This is a genomic window from Helicobacter rodentium ATCC 700285 (genome assembly GCF_000687535.1).
Lineage (GTDB): Bacteria > Campylobacterota > Campylobacteria > Campylobacterales > Helicobacteraceae > Helicobacter_D > Helicobacter_D rodentium.
On record NZ_JHWC01000001.1, the window covers coordinates 57,342 to 78,461 of the forward strand.

Annotated in this window: 15 protein-coding genes; 1 reads left to right on the plus strand and 14 read right to left on the minus strand. The window is 36.6% G+C overall.

Annotation, left to right across the window (positions count from 1 at the left end; all coding sequences use genetic code 11):
* Window positions 1–25 precede the first annotated feature (25 nt).
* The 11 genes from groL to BS85_RS0100355 form a co-directional block, all read right to left on the minus strand.
* Window positions 26–1,666: a chaperonin GroEL gene (gene groL / locus BS85_RS0100305; RefSeq protein WP_026943031.1), complete on the minus strand. Its 1,641-nt coding sequence runs from the start codon at window positions 1,664–1,666 to the stop codon at window positions 26–28.
* Window positions 1,667–1,703: 37 nt separating this feature from the next.
* Window positions 1,704–1,964 (minus strand): co-chaperone GroES, encoded by a 261-nt coding sequence (gene groES, locus BS85_RS0100310; protein ID WP_026943032.1) that lies wholly within the window; start codon window positions 1,962–1,964, stop codon window positions 1,704–1,706.
* Window positions 1,965–2,604: 640 nt separating this feature from the next.
* Window positions 2,605–2,997, minus strand: coding sequence for a CRISPR-associated endonuclease Cas2 (cas2, locus tag BS85_RS0100315; protein ID WP_034550857.1), 393 nt, complete (start codon window positions 2,995–2,997; stop codon window positions 2,605–2,607).
* A 35-nt stretch (window positions 2,998–3,032) separates the two neighbouring features.
* A complete protein-coding gene (gene cas1 / locus BS85_RS09955) occupies window positions 3,033–3,923 on the minus strand; it encodes a type II CRISPR-associated endonuclease Cas1 (RefSeq protein ID WP_051604608.1) in 891 nt (296 codons plus the stop codon).
* A gap of 21 nt (window positions 3,924–3,944) precedes the next feature.
* Window positions 3,945–7,019: a type II CRISPR RNA-guided endonuclease Cas9 gene (cas9, locus tag BS85_RS0100325; RefSeq protein ID WP_026943034.1), complete on the minus strand. Its 3,075-nt coding sequence runs from the start codon at window positions 7,017–7,019 to the stop codon at window positions 3,945–3,947.
* A 26-nt stretch (window positions 7,020–7,045) separates the two neighbouring features.
* A complete protein-coding gene (gene rpoD, locus BS85_RS0100330) occupies window positions 7,046–8,902 on the minus strand; it encodes an RNA polymerase sigma factor RpoD (RefSeq protein ID WP_026943035.1) in 1,857 nt (618 codons plus the stop codon).
* A gap of 103 nt (window positions 8,903–9,005) precedes the next feature.
* Window positions 9,006–9,791 (minus strand): carbon-nitrogen hydrolase family protein, encoded by a 786-nt coding sequence (locus BS85_RS0100335; RefSeq protein WP_026943036.1) that lies wholly within the window; start codon window positions 9,789–9,791, stop codon window positions 9,006–9,008.
* Window positions 9,788–10,018 (minus strand): exodeoxyribonuclease VII small subunit, encoded by a 231-nt coding sequence (xseB, locus tag BS85_RS0100340; protein ID WP_026943037.1) that lies wholly within the window; start codon window positions 10,016–10,018, stop codon window positions 9,788–9,790. Before xseB ends, BS85_RS0100335 begins: the two co-directional genes overlap by 4 nt.
* Window positions 10,015–12,429, minus strand: coding sequence for a tetratricopeptide repeat protein (locus tag BS85_RS0100345; protein ID WP_245596246.1), 2,415 nt, complete (start codon window positions 12,427–12,429; stop codon window positions 10,015–10,017). The genes xseB and BS85_RS0100345 overlap by 4 nt, the downstream gene beginning before the upstream one ends.
* A gap of 63 nt (window positions 12,430–12,492) precedes the next feature.
* Window positions 12,493–13,653, minus strand: coding sequence for a metallophosphoesterase (locus BS85_RS0100350; protein WP_026943039.1), 1,161 nt, complete (start codon window positions 13,651–13,653; stop codon window positions 12,493–12,495).
* A 26-nt stretch (window positions 13,654–13,679) separates the two neighbouring features.
* Window positions 13,680–14,333 carry a hypothetical protein gene (locus BS85_RS0100355; RefSeq protein ID WP_026943040.1) on the minus strand — a complete coding sequence of 218 codons (654 nt, stop codon included), beginning with the start codon at window positions 14,331–14,333 and terminating at the stop codon, window positions 13,680–13,682.
* Window positions 14,334–14,444: 111 nt separating this feature from the next.
* Here BS85_RS0100355 and BS85_RS0100360 point away from each other — a divergent pair, with 111 nt between their 5' ends.
* A complete protein-coding gene (locus tag BS85_RS0100360) occupies window positions 14,445–15,056 on the plus strand; it encodes a hypothetical protein (RefSeq protein WP_026943041.1) in 612 nt (203 codons plus the stop codon).
* 27 nt (window positions 15,057–15,083) lie between these two features.
* Here BS85_RS0100360 and alaS read toward each other — a convergent pair whose 3' ends face one another.
* From alaS to flgD, 3 genes are all read right to left on the minus strand, one after another.
* The gene (gene alaS, locus BS85_RS0100365) at window positions 15,084–17,678 is read right to left on the minus strand and encodes an alanine--tRNA ligase (RefSeq protein ID WP_026943042.1); all 2,595 of its coding nucleotides are present in this window, start codon (window positions 17,676–17,678) and stop codon (window positions 15,084–15,086) included.
* Window positions 17,679–17,824: 146 nt separating this feature from the next.
* Complete coding sequence (locus BS85_RS0100370) at window positions 17,825–20,137, minus strand: flagellar hook-basal body complex protein (RefSeq protein ID WP_026943043.1); 2,313 nt, start codon at window positions 20,135–20,137, stop codon at window positions 17,825–17,827.
* A gap of 28 nt (window positions 20,138–20,165) precedes the next feature.
* Window positions 20,166–21,119, minus strand: coding sequence for a flagellar hook assembly protein FlgD (gene flgD, locus BS85_RS09960; RefSeq protein WP_051604609.1), 954 nt, complete (start codon window positions 21,117–21,119; stop codon window positions 20,166–20,168).
* Window position 21,120: the final 1 nt, after the last annotated feature.

Here is a 21,120-nt window from a genome sequence, read left to right on the forward strand (position 1 = left end):
AAAGAATCCCTAAAGAGGAGCGAAATTACATCATTCCGCCCATACCTCCCATTCCGCCCATACCGCTCATATCTGGCATTGCGGGTTTATCTTCTTTGATTTCGTGCACTGTTGCTTCTGTTGTAAGCAATAGACTAGAAACAGACACAGCGTTTTGCAATGCGATTCTTGCAACTTTTAGCGGGTCAATGATTCCAGCTTCAAACATATCCACATAAGTGCCATTAGAAGCGTCAAATCCGTGATTTGCATTGGAATCTTTCTCTACATTATTCACAACTACGCCATCATCAAAACCTGCATTTGTAGAGATTTGTTTAATCGGAGCAGAAATAGCGCGTTTGATAATTTCATAACCGATTTTCTCATCGCCCTCTAACTTTAGGCTAACTTTTGCTGCTGCACGCACGAGTGCCGCACCACCACCGATGATAATGCCCTCTTCAACCGCTGCTTTTGTTGCACTTAGCGCGTCATCTACGCGGTCTTTTTTCTCTTTCATCTCTACTTCACTTGCTGCACCCACTTTAATGACTGCAACTCCACCGCTAAGCTTTGCTAATCTCTCTTGCAATTTTTCTTTATCGTAATCACTTGTAGTGCTTTGGATTTGTGTCTTAATCTGTGCGATTCTAGCATTCACAGCATCTTTTTGACCTGCTCCATCTACAATGGTTGTATTGTCTTTATCAATCACGATTCTAGCAGCTTGTCCTAAATCTGCAATTGTTGCAGCCTCTAGTGTTTTGCCTAATTCCTCGCTAATTACTTCACCACCTGTTAAGGTCGCAATGTCTTTTAGCATTTCTTTTCTTCTATCGCCAAATCCGGGAGCTTTCACTGCCGCAACATTCAACACGCCACGCAATTTATTCACAACCAAAGTCGTGAGTGCCTCTCCCTCAATGTCCTCTGCGATGATAAGTAAAGGCTTGCCACTTTTCATTGTGGATTCCAAAAGCGGTAAAATGTCTTTCATAGAAGTGATTTTTTTATCTGTCAATAGAATATAAGGGTGTTCCAATTCTGCTTCCATTTTATCGCTATTGGTTACAAAATAAGGGCTTAAATAACCTCTATCAAATTGCATTCCCTCTACCACGCTTAGTTCATCATTGATTCCTTTTGCTTCCTCTACGGTGATGACGCCGTCTTTACCGACTTTCTCCATAGCTTCTGCAATGAGTTCGCCCACTTTGGAATCAGAATTTGCAGAGATTGTTGCAACTTGCGCAATTTCTTTTTTGCCTGCAACAGGCTTAGCGATTTTTTTCAATTCCTCTGTGATTGCTTCTGCTGCTTTATCCATTCCACGCTTGACTTGTACAGGATTCGCACCTGCTGTGATATTTCTTAAACCTTCTTTAAAGATACTATACGCAAGAACCGTTGCGGTTGTTGTCCCATCTCCTGCTGCGTCTGCGGTTTTACTTGCAACTTCTTTTACAAGTTGCGCTCCCATATTTGCGATTGGGTCTGCTAATTCAATCTCTTTTGCTACTGAAACGCCGTCTTTTGTGATACTTGGCGCACCAAAGCTTTTTTGAATCAACACATTGCGTCCTCTTGGTCCCATTGTTACTTTTACCGCGTCATTGAGTTGTTTAACGCCCTCATACAATCTATTTCTTGCGCTATCTGAAAAATTAATTTCTTTACTTGCCATTTTTTATCCTTTTATTAAAATCTCTAAAATTTTCTGTCTAAGCAATGACGCCCAAAACATCTTCAAGTTTTAAAATCAAATATTCTTTTCCGTCTAATTTCACTTCAGTGCCAGAATATTTTCCAAAAACAACTTTGTCGTTCACTTTTACTTCTTTAACTTCCGAACCGATTGCCTTCACGATTCCTTCTAGTGGTTTTTCTTTTGCATTATCAGGGATAATAATACCTGAAGCTGTTTTTGTGTCTTCTTCTAGTCTTTCTACTAGAACTCTTTCTCCAAGTGGTTTGAAATTCATAAGAATTACCTCCGATTCAAAATATATTTTTAAAACGCGGAATTATAATCTAAATTTTATACCTTGTCAATACATTTAGTAAAAAAATTCATTAAATCTTAGTCTATAAGACTAAATATTAATTAGCCATTAATGCTAAATATTTTTTTATACCTATACTGCAAACTCTTCCGCTTAGTTTTAGCCGCTTGTTAAATTCTTTTATGGTAAAATTTCCTCAAATTGTAAAGATATGGGGTTTAGGTTTTAGCCGCTTGTTAAATTCTTTTATGGTAAAATAAAAATTAGGAGGCAAAAAATGAATGAGTTGTTTTAGCCGCTTGTTAAATTCTTTTATGGTAAAATAAACTTGCATCAATCTCATCTATTTCAAGGTTTTAGCCGCTTGTTAAATTCTTTTATGGTAAAATACACTTTCCAAATTATCCTATTTTGCGGTATTTGAAAAGCTTTAAGGGTGTAAAATATCCTAAATGAGTGATTTTTAAGAAAATCTAAGATATAATCCCACTAAGGAATTTAACAAGCAGCTAAAATAAGGGAAGTGAGCTTCCCGCAGGGTTAAGCTAACACAAGGGTGTTAGCCTAGTCAATCCCTAAGCTCACCCATTTTATTTTTTAGCTAAAGATTATCTCCTACTTAAAAAGTTGATTTATTGTCTCTAAAACATTCTTTAATTGCAAATCTTTTAGTGTCAAAACCAACCTTCAAAAAAGCGTAAGTTGCCTTGGCGCATTGGCTTTTTTCATTCTCACTTCTTTTTCCAAGCAATAATCGCATATTGTCAAATTGCTTTTCAGTAAGGATTAATGCCCGAATATGTCCCTTTGGCGGAACAATCAAACCCACTTTATCCAAATAATTATTGGCACTTGCTACACCTTTGCAGATTCTCATATAAACACTATATTGCAACATCATAAAGCCATCTTTGATAAGATTCTTGCGGAATTTCGCATAATCCTTACGCTCTTTTTTACTACAAGTTGGCATATCAAACATCACTAGCACTCTCATAAATTTCTCTTCCATTGCTCTTTTCCTCGCAAAATAGCGGCAGTTTTAGCTTAAGATTTTCTCTCAAGGCATTTCACTACACTTTGCGCACTCACCACACCCGCACGTGTGAGTGGATAAAGCTTATTTTCTACGATAACCGCACTCTGCAAAATACCTGCAAGCTTCACGCGATTTTGCAAACTTAAGCCCTCCTCTAATTCCCCAACTTCAACCATCTGCACAACAACAGGATCTGCAAAGATTCTATAAGGTTCTATCAAATCATCTGCTAGATTAAAAGCATTAAACTGATTTTTATGATTTATCCCAAGTGCAGGATTTAGTCCGCTTACACAAAGGCTTCTTGTAATCACTCCTCGCAGAATCGTATAAGCATAATTGAGTGCAGCATTTATCGTTCCCATTTTACTCTCTTCAAAAATTTGCACTTTGCGGGAGAAATTTTTGCCAAAAAGAGCTTTAAAGTAAATTGCCGCCGCTTTAGCTTCATTATTGCTTGAATCCCCTAGATTCACACTTTTAGCTAAGAATTCTAATTCCTCACTTTCTTTTTTATGGAGCATTTTTAGCAAAAGGGCTTGGTTATTAATTTTTGCTTTCACGATTTGCTGCCACAAAATCGCCTTTCTTTGTTTGCTCAAGTTAATCTGGGATTGCAACACGCTAAAACTTCTAAAATGCCCTAAAAATGGCATAAATAGCCCACTTGGCAAATGGGATTCATCGCAGGTAAAAACAACGATTTTATATTGTGCAAACACATTTAGCAGTGCATTGGTCAGCGTGATTTGATGCGATTCTAACATCACACATAAAATATCTACAAGCGGAATCTTTACGCTTTCTTTGCCCTTTTGGGCTATGCAAAGATGTTTATCCTCTAGGCTTAATCGCGCGGGTGTGCTTAAAAATAAGGTGCGAAAGGCTGAATCAAACATTTCTCGCCCTCCTTTAGAATCTTAGCCTTTTCTTTTAGGACTGCTTTTGAGCTTAATCTCTTGGCGGGATTCAAACTCTGCCTTTTGCACTTCTCCCAAAGGCGAGACTTGGTATTTCTCAAAGGTTTTGAGGTTTTGGATTCCTATGCTTTTACCCGCCACCTCCTTTTGTGTAGCATTAGAATAAAGAATCTTTTCATTTTCGCTTAAGCCTTCAAATTTATTGTTGTGCTTTTCTACATTAATTTGCGCATTGGCAGAACCAAAGCTCACAAAATAGCACAACTCCGCCTTTTTCATTTCTTTTTTCTGCACCAAGATCAAATCGTCTTTAAAAAGTGAGAAGCAAAAATCATAGTTAGAATCCATTTCTATCCAATCTTTAATCACCCCCTCTTTATCTTTGCCTATGGCTACCGCTTTATTGGGCAGGATTCCCAGCGCAAAATCCATTGTATAGATTGGCACACCATAGAATTTGCCCTTTTTATCTTTAAAAATATCTACGCGCACCATTATGCCATTGCTCACAATCTTTGTGCCTACTTGGCGGATTTTTCCAAGGCTAATTGCCTTTTCTATACCTTGCTTCCCACCATAACTTTTTAAAAGTTTTTCGTCCTCAAAAGAATAGAATGTCTCCTCGTGCAATGCCCCTCTAGCCCTTTTTTTAGGAGGTTTAGAGACAAATATTTCATTAATTTTTTCTTCAACTCTTTGCCTAAAAACTTTTACTTGAGCTTTATGAAAAGCTTTTTGTTCCTCATATTCCGATTCTGCAATTTGCTTAGCATAGAATTTTGCTTTATTTTGTTCTTGATTTTTCCTAAAATCTGCAAATGCTTTAATAGTTTTTGCATTCGTGTAGGCTAAGATGATTGCATCCACTGCGTGGTGGAGGTGATTGTTTCTATCCTTATCGCCTAATCCCCAATAATGCCGCAAAGTTGTAGTCAAGCTTCCACTTATCACCTCTATATGCTTCTTGCTACCTTTTTCTCCTGCAATATTCACTTCATTTTCGCTTAGTGGCAAAAACTCCAAACAATCCTTGCTCCATTGACTAGCAAGTCGTGCAATATAACCTGTGTCATTAAGATTCCTAGCAAGAAATCCGCCCTCTTTATCCTTAAAGTTTGTATTGCTGATTCTGCGCTGCTTTTGCTTGGGAAGTTTTGTGCTAAAGCTTAGAATCCTATCCCATTTTTCTTTATCGTCCCCAAAGGCTTCATAAGGTGTTTTATTAAGCTTATTTTGATTTTCTTTTGAAAACACAAGCACTTTATTCATATAGCTATCATCAAAACTGCGTGAGTAAGGATAAATATGGTCAATTTGTAAGGCATTGGAATCCTTTAAATCACTTTCAGTAATCTTATCTCCACTATATACACAACATTCCCCTTGCTCTATCCAAAGCTTCATTTTAAGAATATTTGCGCCATTTAGAGGCAGTCCTAGAATCTCGCATTGTTTGATTGCGTTTTGGTTTGCTTCAAAATGCCCTCTTTGTTCCTTTTCATACTTTTGCCTCTCTTTTGCGCTTAGTTTTGCCTCACGCGTAAATTCTAAATGAATCTTATGCACTGCTCCATATTTTCTTAAAAGCGCGTTTAGCACCTTGCGATACTCACTTAATGCCCTTGCAACAACCGGATTTGCCAAATAGGGTTCATACTCTTTTAGCGGGATTAAAAACTCGCCCTTTTGTAAATGTTTTTTATGCTCTTGCAATCCTGCCTTTTGCACCGCCTCATCATAGCGCAACCCCTCATACATAAAGGGCAGAATCCTATGAAGTGCCTTAAGGCTTAAATCAATATGCTTTGCAAAATTTAAATTGCTTAAGGCTTCTACTTGCTCCTTGCTTAATGCGGGATAGTTTTGTAATTTTTTCGCTAAATTTTCTTTGCTTTTAATGAGGGTAATCTCCGTAGCAATATTATCTAACTCCTCACGAGCAAACTTGCCAAAGTCTCCACCCATTGCCTTTTTAAAGGTTTTAAGATTCTTTAGCTCAATAAACTTTGCTTTTTCCGCTTCTTGCACTCCTTTAGTATAGTCAAGCTTGGGATCCTTAGCAAATAAAATCCGCTCATCTAAATGCAAAATCTCACGCAATTTTTTATAACTCATCTCGCCTTTATCTAGCACCACCTTTAGAATCTCTTGAATCTTATCTTTGCCATAGGTTTCACCAATGCCGAGATTCTTGCTCTTTTCTTCAAGGTTTTTTAGGGTGTTGATAATGCGTGTGAGTGTAACAAATTCCATAGCACTTAAGGAATCTTTGGGTGCGCGATTTTCACCCTTATAAAACACACATTCTCCCACTTTATCCGCAAAACTTTTTAAATCTCTTTGGTAAAAGGCTGTTTCCAAAATTTGGGATTCAAAATTTTCGCTAAAAGTTGCTCCAAAGTCTTTTTGCTTTTGAAAAATCAGCTCTAACTCTGCCCTTACCTGTTCTTGCGCCACGCAATGCTCGTAATTTTCGCCCTTATTGCGCACATTTTTAAATTCTTTTGTGAGAGTGTTACCTTTTTTCTCATATCTTTCTTTTTGATAAAATTCTTTATAGAGATATTCGCCCACACTTTTATAACGCTTCGCATTCATTGTTGCTTCATTAACTTTAATCGCGCTTAACACCTTTCCGGAATCTTTATCGCTTCCTGTTTTTGCGTGTTTATTCCCATAGCCACGATGTTTTGCAATGTGTAAAATTACCCGTGCTAACTCTTTAGGCTCTAACTTTTGCTCTAAAGCTAAGGTGCGTAATTCATAGGGGCTTTTGGTATCTTTGGTTGTCTCATATGCCTTTGGCAATTCCCCATCATTTGCAAGATAATCGCTTAAGTTTAGCCCAAACTCTTCACAAAGTAGCCTTTTAATTGTATTTAGTCTAGCTTTTCTCCGTGCTAATCTGCGCCTTGTGCTTCGTGCTTCTCTACGCGGTGCGGCGAGTGAATCACCATTTTTTGGATTCTCTGCTTTGGTGAATATTCTCACCCCACAATCTTTTAATTCCTCTCCCTCTACAAAAGCCCAACCAATACTTGTAACGCCTATGTCAAAACCTAGAATTTTCATTATTTGCCCCCAATTTTGCAAATTTATTTTCAATCCTCAATGTAGTTTTTGAGTTTGCGTCCCACTTTTGGGTGTTTTAATTTCTTAATTGCACTAGATTCTATTTGTCGCACACGCTCACGCGTTACATTGAGTTCCTTGCCTATTTCCTCTAATGTACGATCAGATTCATCATCAAGTAACCCAAAACGCATACGAATCACGGCTTTTTCGCGCTCATTGAGCTGGTCTAGCACATCATCAATTTGGCTCTTTAAATCTTCTTTTAAGATATGATCCATTGGTCCAACAGAGGTTTTATCCTCCACAAAATCGCCAAATTTTCCATCTTCTCCATTACCAATAGGTGCTTCTAAACTGATAGGTTCTTTAGTGATTTTAATAACATTTTTAACTTTATCCACAGGCAACCCTACACCCTCGGCAATTTTTTCTAAATCTGGCTCTTTGCCCTCCTCTTGTAAAAACTTGCGCATAATTTTATTGATACGATTAATCGTTTCAATCATATGGATTGGAATCCTAATAGTGCGAGCTTGGTCTGCGATTGCACGAGAGATTGCTTGACGAATCCACCAAGTTGCATAGGTGGAAAATTTGTAACCTTTTTTGTATTCAAACTTATCCACCGCTTTCATTAATCCAATATTGCCCTCTTGAATAAGATCTAAAAACGGCAATCCGCGGTTTGTGTATCTTTTGGCAATACTAACTACAAGACGCAAATTGGATTTTGCCATTTTGGTTTTTGCCTTATCGGCTATATCCTTTCCTCTTTTGATTTGCTCTAAAATTTGCTTCAATTTCTCTGGCTCTAAATCAAAACTTCCCTCACTTGCTGCTTTGGTTTGGAACAATTTTTTTATTTCCATATAGGTTGAAACCATTGTTGCTTCTGGCACAGCAGCAATAATATCTGCTTTACTCATCTCGGTAATATTATCTAAAATTTTTTTATGATTTGCTAGTAAAATATCATTAAACAGAGGCAAACGATACTCTAAACGTTTTAATTCTTTGTCAAAACCCTCATCACTTTTAATCGTATTCTCCATTGCTTTTACTAATTCATTAATCAATTTGCTTGTAGGACCTAAATCAAGTAATTTTTCTTTTAAGAGTTGCTTTTTATGGGCTAAAGTCAATAAATAAAGCATATCCTCACAATTTTCATTATCTTTTTCTTGTTCCCAAGTTTTGAGCCAATCTTTTTTAGCCTTTTCTAATGCCTTGAAACTGATAAGCACTTTTTCTACGCGCTTTTGATCTTTTTTACTGATGGGTTTTTTGGATTCTTCACCCTCTCCGCTTTCATTCTCATATTCTTCACTCTCATCTAATTCCTCTTCGTTTTCCTCCTCCTCATCATCAAAACTTTTAAAAAGCTCTTTAACGCGTCTTTCACGATTAATCAAGGCTTCTTTGTAATCCAAAATGAAATCAATGAGATAAGGCACAGAACAGATTGCATCTAAAATAATATTCTCGCCTAGTTCAATGTTTTTGCTAAGCTCCACTTCATCTTCGCGCGTTAAAAGCGGAATCTGCCCCATTTCACGCAAATACATTCGGACAGGGCTATCACTGCGACTCCACTCTAGGAGTTCTCTCTCTTTCATAAAATCAAATTCATCTTCTAACTCTTCATCTAAAAGACGCTTTTTATCTTCTTTGATTTTTCTTGCTTCATCTTGGTTTAGAATCTTTGCAATTTCTGAAGCAGACATTAATTTTCTATTATATTTTTTTGCAAGATCACTTACCCTTTTTGCTTGGGCTGCAGTAGGAAGCTTACCCAAAACTTGCGCAATCTTTTCATAAGAAACATATTGGGATTCCCTTTGAAACAACTCATCTAATTGCTGATTGACATTTTTTGCAGACATAGAAAACTCCAAAAGTAGATAAAATTTAAACTATTTTTAAGCTAATTGAAAAGCCTTGATTATATCTAAAATTCCTAAATAAAAACTTAAAATTTTATCATTTTTAAAGACGAAACCTCCAACATTCTTTAATATCTTTTAAGTATTTCTTGTCCATTTCGGCAATCAATAATTCCTCACGATCACCCAAACAATCTATCACTTCTCCATTGGGGCAAACAAACAAAGAATCCCCATAAAAATTCCATAAAGTCTTGGTTGGAGCGTCCTCGTATTGCCCTATCCTGTTAGCGCGCAAAATATAACAACTATTCAAAAATGCCCTCATTTTAATAATACTGCGCCAACGCAAGGAGGAATCAAAAGTAGAAGCACTTGGTAACAAAACACAATCTACATTTTCATTCTTAAATTTTAACCAAAACTCATCAAAATGCAATTCATAGCCAAAAAGAACAGAGAATTTAAATCCGCCCACACTAAAAATGGGTGGGGTTTTAAGATTTTTTGGCATAGTATTAGAAAAAAACTTTGCTTCATTCCAATGCTCATAAGGCATTAACTTCTGCGCCCTATAATGCAATGCTTTACCCTTATTGATAATCAAAATTGTTTTATAAATTTTATGAGCAACAACCTCTAAAATAGGTGTTACAATGATAATTCCATATTTGGCAGAAAGTTGCAAAAGGTTTTCATTTTCTTTGTTGATTTGCTCTAGCCATTGCGCTGTTTTACTCTTTTTGGATTCTAAATTTTTAAAAAATGGGTTTAGCAAATATTCTCCAAACAAAATAATCTTAACTTTTGTCTGTACAGCAGCCTTAAGATAGGATTCTATTTCGGTTTGACTTTTTGTGTTTGAGAGTTGTAAAGCGGCAATTTTCATTGATTTTCCTTTTTGTATTGCATTTTAAGTTCATCGCATTGTAATTGTGCGTTTTCTAGGATTTTTTGTGCTTTTTGCAAATTTTCCATACCCTTTTTATAGATTTCCAAGCCTTCATTTAATGTAATCTCCTCTTGTTCTAATTTTTCTAAACATTGTGAAATAATACTCAAATATTCCTCAAAGCTTACTTCTTGTTTGCTTTCTGTATTGTTTATTTTTTTCATTGTTGTCCTTGCGTTTGGGTTGCATTTTTATCTTCTAGCAATTTCTTGGCATCGGTGCATAAATTTTTCCAAGGAGATTCTGCTTGGACTGATTCGCATTGGCTATAAGATTCTATTGCTGCATTTTTATTGCCCAACTTATCATTTAAATACCCCTGCAGATAATAAATCTGTATCTGCTCTTTTCCATTGCTAATGTGAGATTCTGCGTCTTTTAGCAAATCTAGGGATTCTTGGAATTTACTCTCGCGATTAAGAGCCTCCACCAAACCCAATTCCACCCAAGGAGAATATTCAAAACGTTGATATTTTTTTTGAAGTGCTATAAGCTTGTTTGCATACACCTTAATTGCTGTATCCTCTCTACTAGCAAGTGCATTTTGCAATACTTCTTTATAAACCTCAATCATTTTATTATCCTCTTTTAATTTATCCTCTAAAATTGGCAGGATCTCAAAGGCTTCCTCTTTCCTTCCTTGCTTACTTAAAGACATAAATAATACCCAAGCACTATCATTATATGCAGGATTACTCAACAAACTCAAAGTATCCCTTGCCGCGAGGGAAGCTTTGGGATAATCTTGCATTTCGTATTGCACCCACGCTAAGCGATAAAGCCACTTTTCTTTATCTGTTGGAGTTTTTGCATTCTGTGATTCTACTTGAGCAATTTTTTGGGCGGCAGTATATTGTCTATTTTCCCTCAAACAATCCACCATTTGCAATCTTTCATCGCTTTCTAGTGGAATCCTCTCTTGATATAAACTACCATAATATGCTGCTTCCTTGCAATTTTGAGTTTGGAGCGCATTTCTGCTTAATGCCCCAAGAGAGTTAAGTAAAACTGCAGGATTCTCCCCTAATTCCCTTTCTAATTCCTCCCTCATATCAAAAATAGCTTGATAATTTTGTAAATCATACAAAGTCTGCGCTTTTTTCTCTAATGCTTTTTTGGCTTCCTCTTTGCCCTGATAATTCTGTAATACATAATCATAATGCTCCAATCTCTTTGTTGCATTGTTTTCGTTATAATTTAGCAATAAACTATCATCTAAATTTTGAATCTCTCGTTTCTCCGCATCACTCTCTACTATTTTTAGAAGGAGTTGATAATATTGATGTGCTTTTTCAAGATTCCCCGCCTTATCAAACCACATTGCCATACTTTTAAGGATTGGCAAATAAAGAGGATCGTCCTCGTCCTCTAATGTTTCAAACATTGCTTCTGCTACTTGAGCAGGAACATCTACGATTCCAGCTTCCGCCCAAGCTTGAAGCATATTATAATGTTTTGGAATATCTTTTAAAAAATACTTTTTATTAGCTTCTAAAACATTTTTAAGATACTTTTCTGCTTCTGCTTTATTTCCCGCCTTACGATAATAATCTCCCAATAAAACAGATGCTAAAGAGGCGACATCTAAATCGGTTGTCTCGTTTAAAGTAGATTCATACATTGTTAAAACAACTTTGCGATCTCCCCTAAGATAAAGATTCTCTCCATAATCAAGTCTGGCTAAAAGTTCATATTTATCGCCTTTATGTTCATTGAAAAGCCTATCGTAATAATATTTTGCTTCCTCAAAGAAGTTCATTTTTGCATAGGTTCTTGCTAAAACAAATAAAACTTGAGGCACGTGAATATCCGTAGGATAAGCTTCCAACCAAGCTTTAGCAAGCATCATTGTATCCTCATAATTCTCCTCTTTACCTAAACCATCAAGTGCAACAATTTTAAAATACAACGCATCGCGTTTGAAAATTGTTTCAGGATAAATTCCCAACATTTCATCTATGGCATTCAAAGCTTCATTATACGACTCATTTAATACCAAAGATTGTATGCGCAAAAAATGATCCTTATCCGCTCCTACTTCATTATTCATTGGGCGCATTTGCACATCTAGCACACCAATGCTTGGCAAATCATTCCCAAAAGAAATAGGAAAATTCAATCCATTGCTAGGCTGACTATTAAAAAATGGAAGCTTATTTTCATAGCCTAAAACCTGCCAATGTTTGGATTTTTGATTATGCTCCTCTGGAATCATTTTTCCTGAAATGAGATTAAATTCTGTATTATAAAGTTTGATTTTTTTACCATTCTTTGGTTTTATTTTGAGAAAAAAACCTTGCGTGTTATCCTCAAAACTCTCTGGAGAAATAGAAAAAAACAATGTTTCACTTCGCTGAAAACGAGAAAGCAAAGCAGAATCAAATTTACAAGAAATTTCACTAACTTCTGATTCTCTATCATAAGATTCCGCACATTCAAAAGGTTGATTATCCAATAAAGTTAAGATAGCAAAATTACTATTTTCTTCCCTTCCGCTATTAATATAAAATTCCAATCCTAAAAGGGAATTTGTCATAAACAAGATTAAAAATACCCAACAATTCTTATTTTTCATATCATTCCAAATTTCAAATATTGAATTATACTTTACTTTTGTTTGAAATTTACTTGTAGTATTTTATTCGCCTACAACAAATTCAAAGAATGTAATTTCCGCACGTGACAAAATCCTCATAGGAGGACCCCAAAAACCTGTGCCACGATTCACATAAATCTGCGTTGTTGGGCTGTGTTGATATAAACCTGCTAAATAGGGCTGGTCCAACTTCACAAGGAATCGAAAAGGAAAGATTTGCCCTCCGTGCGTATGTCCGCTTAATATTAAATCCACCCGATGATGCTCTTTTACTTCAAGGGCAAATTTGGGTTGGTGTGCCAACAAAATCAAAGGTTGCGATTCTATCCTATCTTGCAAAGCTTGCTCTAAATTTGGCTCTAATACCCCGATTCTGCGTCCAAACAAATCATACACACCTGCTAAATTCACTATTGCTTCTTCATTTGTTCCTTGATTTTTAACAAGTTGCACACATTCATTTTCCAATACACGGATTCCAATGGATTTCAATCCTTCAAACAAGGGTTGAATACTATGGAAATACTCGTGATTCCCCGCAATAAAATATACCCCTAAAGGCGCATTGAGTTTAGCCAGTTCTGCAATGGCTCGTGACACTTTTGTAATTTCTGTATCTACAATATCCCCTGTTAGCACGATAAAATCTGGCTTTAGCGCATTGATTTGTTGAACAATTTGACGCACAACATTTTCTTCAATCAATCCTCCAATATGTAAATCGCTAATTTGCACCGCATTCATTGAGTTTTTAAGATTCTTCAATGGAATCTTTACTCTCTCTATTTTTGGTTGCAATCTGCCCTCTACAAGCCCTACACCTAAATATCCTAAAGCAAAAATTCCGCTTGAGAGATTCAAAACTCTTTGAAAGAATCCTCTGCGCTCCTTAGAAAAGCTAGGAAATAACCAAAACAAAAGCCATAAAACAAGCTTTAAAATCTGATAAACTAGCATTACAACAAACAATACAAAACCTACACCAATAGAGAGAGAAACCAAAAAATATAGACTTTGCGGAAAATCCACAAAATATCGTGCTGCAAAATAAGCTATCACGCCAAAAAAATTAAAAATCAAAAAATATTTAAGCACTAAACGTGGAATCTTTGGCTGAATTATTTGTCTGATAAAGAAAAAGTAAATGCTTAAATGAAAAATCAAAAATACCATTAAAGCCAAAAGTGGGAAAAAACTTTTCAAGATAAACTCCTCTTGCAAGTTTAAAATCAATCTTTATATTTATATGTCAAAGCCCATAAAAACAGCAGAATCTGCAAACCACAAATCGACAATATAGCATAGAGAAGAATCTGCAAATAAAGTTGCGATTCTTTAATGATATTTTGTGCATAAAATTGATGGCTAAGTGTTGCAAGTTCAAGACTAGCCAACAATCCATCATCATCTTCCAACTGATGTAGAAGTTCTTGATTAATACGAAACGCATCTTGCGCAGATTGTAAAAAAAAGATTTTATTTGCACTATTTAAAAATTCTTCCATTTTAAAATTCAGATTTCCACCGCCAAAATACATTTCGTCCAATGTAGAACGCTTTTCATTGCCAACAATGGTAGAAACTACAAAACTTTGTAGAATCCTGTGAATAGAATTTAGTTGCTCTATGCAACTGCGAAGCTCGGTTAAGCTCTCTGGATTACTACGATTTAAAATGCGATTTGTAACCACTATTTGAGAAAGAAAAACGATTCTTTGTGCCAACAAACTTTGCTTTCCACTCATATTGACATTATAAAGTAGTGTGTCTTGCTTTTGTAATCCCTCTTTCGTGTTTTGTGCATAAAAAATGATTCCAAAACCCAAGATAAAACATAAGAAAAATTCTGAAATTATAAATTTTTTCTCTTTAAAAATATGCAAAGCATTTACCTTTAAAATTGTTTATGTATTGTATCAATCTTGCTAAAAATTAGCAATAAATTATGTTAAAATAAGCTTCAAATTCACCAAAATCTTGCCAAAGGAATGTTTATGGGCGTTCATCAAACCTTATTTAAAACTTTTGTCATCAAAAGCTGTTGTATAACCATAGGTGCATTACTCTTGAGTGCGTGTGCGCAAAAATTTAACGATACACCAAATATCCGTGTTTTAAAAACTTGTCCAAGCCCTATTGCTACTTATCATCTTGTTGATATAAAAAGCGGGGACTACAATGACTTAACTCTTGCAAATGCAGATGTGCAACAAATGGTGGAAAAATCACTCACACAAAGCGGTTGCTTCCAATCTTCCCCACAAACAGAAGAAAACAATACAGATTATCAATTAGAGGTGATTTTCGGCAATATCAATACCCAAAACCAACAAAGAGGCTTTTGGTATTCCCAGACAAGCGATCAAGCAATTTTTGAAGTGCAACTTAATTTTAGCAAACCCAATGAAATGAAAATTTTTAGAGGGAAATCAAGTATTCAAAATCAAAACAGCCAATATTTAGTGGTTTTTGGTGATGATTCCAAACTTAACCCAAATCAAATTCAAATCACACTCCAAAATGCGGTCAATTCTGCTGTGAATGAAGCAGTCCGCATTTTCACGCAAGATCAAAACAGAAATCCTACAAACCCTTACAACTTCTAAACTAGCTCCCCTGCGAGGGGCTTTGTTTTATTTTAATGCCTCTTTCACAATCTCTTTTGCCCTCTTTAAAGCTTGTGGAATCTTATCTAAATCCTTACCTCCAGCAGTTGCAAAGTCGTCTCTTCCTCCGCCATTGCCTCCTAGAAGTTGAGCAATCTCCTTTACCCAAGCACCCGCTTTGATATCTACACCTTTTACTCCTGCTGTGATTCCTATTTTTCCTTTTTGGCTATCTGTTGTAAGAAGTAAAATTGCTACTTTATCATTCTCGTTTTTAACATTATCTACAATTATTTTTGCCTCATTGGATTCCATTTCTTTAAATTCTAAAACAATGAGTTTCACGCCCTCAATTGTTTCAGATTCCATTTCCTTAAGACTACTCACTCCGCTGTTTATTTTACTCTTTAATTCTCGCACCTGTTCTTTAAGCTTTTGTATTCCTTGCAATAGGTTTTGGGCTTTCAAACTCTCCTTTGCGCTCTCAACACTTAAAAGCGCATTTTTTCCCCATTCATACGCTGCTTTACCACATACCGCTTCAATTCTGCGCACACCACTGCTAACACCAGATTCTTTTGTGATATAAAAACTTCCAATAAAAGCAGTGTTTGGCACATGGATTCCGCCACACAACTCAATAGAATCCCCAAAGCTAATCACGCGCACTTCTTTTCCATATTTTTCACCAAAAAGTGCCATTGCACCTTTTGCCTTTGCGCTTTGTATATCCATTTGCTCACAAATTTGTGGATTTGCGCTTAAAATCTGCTCATTTACGCGCTGTTCGATTCTCTCTATCTCTTCATAGCTCAGTGCGCTTGGGTGGCTAAAATCAAAACGCAAACGATTCTCTTCAACAAGGCTTCCTGCTTGCGCAATATGAACGCCAAGAATCTCACGCAATGCTTTGTGTAGCAGATGTGTTGCGCTATGGTGTTTTGCAATCTCTAAACGCGCAGAATCCACGACTGCTAATACACCCTCTTTAAGCCTTAAATCTTGAATTGCCTGAACTTTGCTAATATTTAAACCAAAATATTTTTTAGTATCTAGCACTTCTGCAATTCTATCGTCATTGTGCAATAAACTCCCTTTATCTCCTACTGGACCTCCTGATTCTGGATAAAAGGGTGTCTTATCCAACATTACAAATCCAATATCGCCTTTTTTGATTCTTTCTATGCGTTGGAAATTCTCATCTAAAAGTGCTAGGATTCTACCTTGTGCTTCCATTGTTTCATAGCCGACAAACTCATTTAACCCAAATTCACTTAGCAATAATTTAAAATCTCCCTCTTTTGCGCTATCGCCACTGCCCTTCCAATTTGCTTTTGCTTGTTCTTTTTGTGCTTTCATGCAAGTTTCAAAACTATCTACATCTACGCCAAATCCATTTTCTCGTAGCATATCTTGCGTCAAATCAAGCGGAAAACCATAAGTATCGTATAACCTAAATGCTATTTCACCGCTAAAGAGTTGGTTTGCTTTTTCCTCTTTTAGTTTTTTTAATTCCTTATTAAAAAGATTCATTCCATTTTCAATGGTTTCAAAGAATCTTAGCTCTTCTGCCTTGCATTGCGCCATAATCCCTTGTTGTTTCTCAACCAAATAATGATAATGTGCGCCCATATTCTCGCATACACTTTGCACAACTTGATACACAAAAGGCTCTCTAAGCCCCAATAAGTAGCCGTGCCTAATGGCTCTGCGCAAGATTCTGCGCAACACATATCCTCTGCCCTCTTTATCAAAATTCACACCTTGTGCAAGCAAAAATGCCACACTTCTAGCGTGGTCAGCTATCACGCGAAAACTCGCTCCACTCTCATAAAAATAAGTTTGCTTTGTAATCTCTTCTACTTTTGCAATCAGAGGCATAAAAAGCGAGGAATCAAAATTGCTCCTTTTACCCTCTAAAAGTGCTACTACGCGCTCTAACCCCATACCTGTATCAATACTAGGCTTAGGCAGAGGCTTAAGATTCCCCTCTTTATCGCGCTCATACTGCATAAAAACAAGATTCCAAATCTCTAAAAATCTATCCCCATCTCCACCAAAATAATCCTCGGGTCCATTAAAAAACTCCGCACCTTGATCTACAAAAATTTCACTACAAGGTCCGCAAGGTCCTGTATCCCCCATTTGCCAAAAGTTATCCTTATCCCCCATTCTTTTAATGCGCGCAGAATCAATATGCTCACTCCATAGCTTAAATGCTTCCTCATCGTTTTCGTGGATTGTTACATACAAAACACTTTTATCAAATCCCAAAACTTCTGTAACAAATTCCCACGCATACGCAATTGCTTCTTTTTTAAAATATGCTCCAAAACTAAAGTTTCCTAACATTTCAAAAAGTGTGTGGTGTCGCGCGGTATAACCAACATTTTCTAAGTCATTATGCTTACCACCTGCGCGGATACAAGTTTGAGCACTTGTGGCGATATTAGGAGAGGGAATCGGGATTCTACCCGTAAAAATATCTTTAAATTGCACCATTCCTGCATTGGTAAATAATAATGTAGGGTCATCAGGCACTAAAGGCATAGAATCATAAACCTTATGCCCTTTGTTTGCAAAATATTCTAAAAATAAGGCTCTAACATCTTTTGTTTTCATTTTTTAACCTCAAAAATTTTTGGCAAATTCTACTTTTTTTCAATTGAAATCTCGCTTTAGTTTAAGTTCTGTAAGAAATATAGGAAAAATCGTTAGCAGGATTAAAGGAATAAAATCCGCTTTGGATTCTATCCCTTCACTAAAAACTAGTTGCGTTTAAGCTGAATCGCCTCTTGCATAAGCTGGTCGGCAGTTGTGATAGATTTTGCACTCATTTGGTAGCCCCTTTGATAAACAATCAAATCTGTTAAGGCTGTTCCGGTATCCACATTGCTAGTTTCTAGCATATGGTCTAGGACTCTACCAAATTTCAATTTTGCCAATCCACCCTCTTCCCAAGCCAATATCGGAGGACCACTGACAACGGCAGTTTCTCCATTGATTCTACGCGCATTCATTTGAAACAAATTGCCACCCACTTTGCTCAAGCCTTGATCATTCACAAAAGCTGCGATTCCAAAGCGTCCGATTGGTTCTAGCTTCCCATTGGTGAAATTCACCATAATAATACCATTTTCATCTATGACGATATCTTTCATTATTCCTTGTTCTACGCCATCTTGTGTAGTGGCTTTTGTGGCGGAATCCGCATAAGCAAAATTACTTGAAGTTTTGCCATCGCTAGATTGTGTCAAATCCACACTAATACTACCACCATTAAAAGGCACTTCAAAAGGAGCTGCATTTGCAGTGCCATCATTGTTAAAAGTGATTTCGCTTATCACAGGATTCTCACTAATCATCACATTTCCAACGCCATCATAAATACTACTTCGCACTTCCCAACGCTCTAACACTTCGGGAGTTACACTTCTATCTGCTTGTTCTACTAAAATATATTGGTTTTTTAAGATGAATTTTTCACCAGAATCACTATAAATTTCTGTATTTGTTTCATAGGTAGGCACTTGAAGCTGTGTGCTGCTAATGCTTGAAACATTTAATACACTCCAACCGATAGAATCTTCTGCAGGATTTGTATTACCATCGCCATTGGTTTTGCGATACAAGATTCCATTGTAATTTACAATAGAATCTTGCGCATAAGTTGCGCCCTCTACATACTCTCCCACTTCTCCTAAAACGGAAGCGGTAACTTCTTCCCAATTGGCTGCATCTTCTGCAGGAGCCATAATCGTAACTTCGCCTGTAATAGGATTTATAATCTCTGTAACATTGCCTGCATCTGTTAGCTTTCTATAAACCTTGCCTTCACTCACTACAAGATCGTTTTTTTCATATTCTTTTGCTTGAGCATTTTGGTAAGCTGACACTCCGCTTGTATCTACAATCGTCCAATCATTAGGATTATCAAGCGGATTGCCATTGGCTACACCATCGCCATTTTTTTGGAAAATCATTCCATTGTATTTCACATAATCTTTATCTTGGTATTGTGTGTTATCTGCAAACTTCTTAATCACACTGCCAAAAGCAGATTCCAAATTATTGTTGCTAGACTTTAATCCCAATTTATCTGCTAACTTGCCATTAATACTTACCTTTACATCCTGCATACCGCCATTACTAAGAGCTAAAGAGCAATCACTAGGATTTCCTTCACTATCAAGCTTTAAACCCAAATTTAAACCGGTTTGTTCTTTGATGAGATTCATTAATTCGCCCACTGTTTTAAAGCCATTTTCTGCCCCACCATAAGTAAAAGTGTATTTTGTCGTAACTCCTCCTCTTTCAAGGCTTATAGTAATATCTTTGTAATTTTGAGGATCTAACAATTCGCCCTTTGCATTCATCAAAGCATTTAAATCTTGAGCAAGAAATTTCTCCATACTGAAAGAACCGGTTTCGTCTTGAATCATTCCGATTCCTTTTGGGTTTTGGGTGCGATTGAGATTAATAGACAATCCTACCTCTGTGGTAAGGGTTGGCTTATAAGTTAGGTTTTTAGGAATCTGTAAGGGTTGCAAATTAGAACCTGAAAGCCCTGCATAATCTCCCTCCAAGTTGTTTGTTCCTGTCATCGTCCCATCTGCTGCAATTTTGCCAAGATTAATACCATACATATAATAACCGCTAGAATTGACTAAATACCCTTCGCCATCCAAGCCAAAAGAACCATCACGTGTAAAATAATTTTGTTGCGTCCCATTATAGACGGGCGCAGGTGCGTTAAGGTCAAAAGCACCATTCTTATTCAGCCCTACAACAAACCAACCCTTGCCACTATAAGCAACATTAAAATCCCCCTCCGCACTCACATAAGTGCCATCGTTTGCATTAATGCCATTAGAACCTATTGTAGAACCATAGTTATAATCATTAGAAATGGGAGAATTTGCATTGACATAATCCATACTCGTTGCAAAAAGGCTTTTAAATTCTGGCAAATTGCCACGATAACCCACTGTATTGACATTTGAAATATTGTTTGATGTGGAATCAATCCCAAATTGATGTGTTCTAATTCCGCTGATTCCATTATAAAATGATCCTATCATCACAAATCCTTTCTTATCGCTTCAATCATTAGCTGTTGGGTTGAAAAGTACGCACATAAGTAATTGGAATCACCATTTCTCCAAGCTTCAAATAAGGCACACCTTGATCATATAACACGCTTTGCACCTCACCGCGCCCTAATTCGGTTTCTAAATATTTGTTGGTTGTGGAATCCAAATTGTATTCTGCTGAAATAGAATAAGTAGAACCTACTTTCACATAGCTTCCACCATTATCTTTTGTATCCCATTCAAAATCAATCCAACCGCTTTGTCCATCGTATTGTGCAAGACTGATTTCTTTCACAATCGTTTTCTCTGTTTTTATATTACCATCTGCGTCTTTTAACACATCTCCATTTTTATCCTTCATCGGCACTTCAGAGATAATAGAAATTTTAGGACTACCTTTACTTGCATCAATGGGTTCATCAAAATAAAGACTGAATTTTGTTGTTTCGTTTTTCTCTAATGTGATTCCATTTAAACCTGTTTCTGCAATTTTTCCTATGACGCCAATCGCATTGTAGCCACTTAAGATATTGCTATCTTGGATACTATCAGAGAGTAAGCCTAAGGATTCTAGCATTTTTGTTTGGGATTCTATCATCTTCTCTTGGGCTTCAATGGTTTTTTTGTTTGTTTCTTGCATAGATTCCATTGCGCTTGTCATTTTTTCCATTGCGGTTTTCATTTTCTCTTGCGCTTCTACTTGTGTAAGTTGCGCAGTTTGCGTTAGAATCTCTTGTGTTTCCATTGGAGCAGTTGGGTCTTGGTTTTTAAGCTGCTCTAAGAATAAGCGCATAAAGGCTTCATTGGAGAGGGAGTTTCCGCCTGTGGTCTTGTCATCTGTTGGAATGGGATTATCGTCTAATGCACCCTTTTTGGTTTCCTCTGTTCTTTCTGTATTGTTTGTACTACTTGTTGTTCTTGGTTGTTGATAGCTTCCTTGTGTCGCTGTTGTTGTTGCTGCTGTTGACATT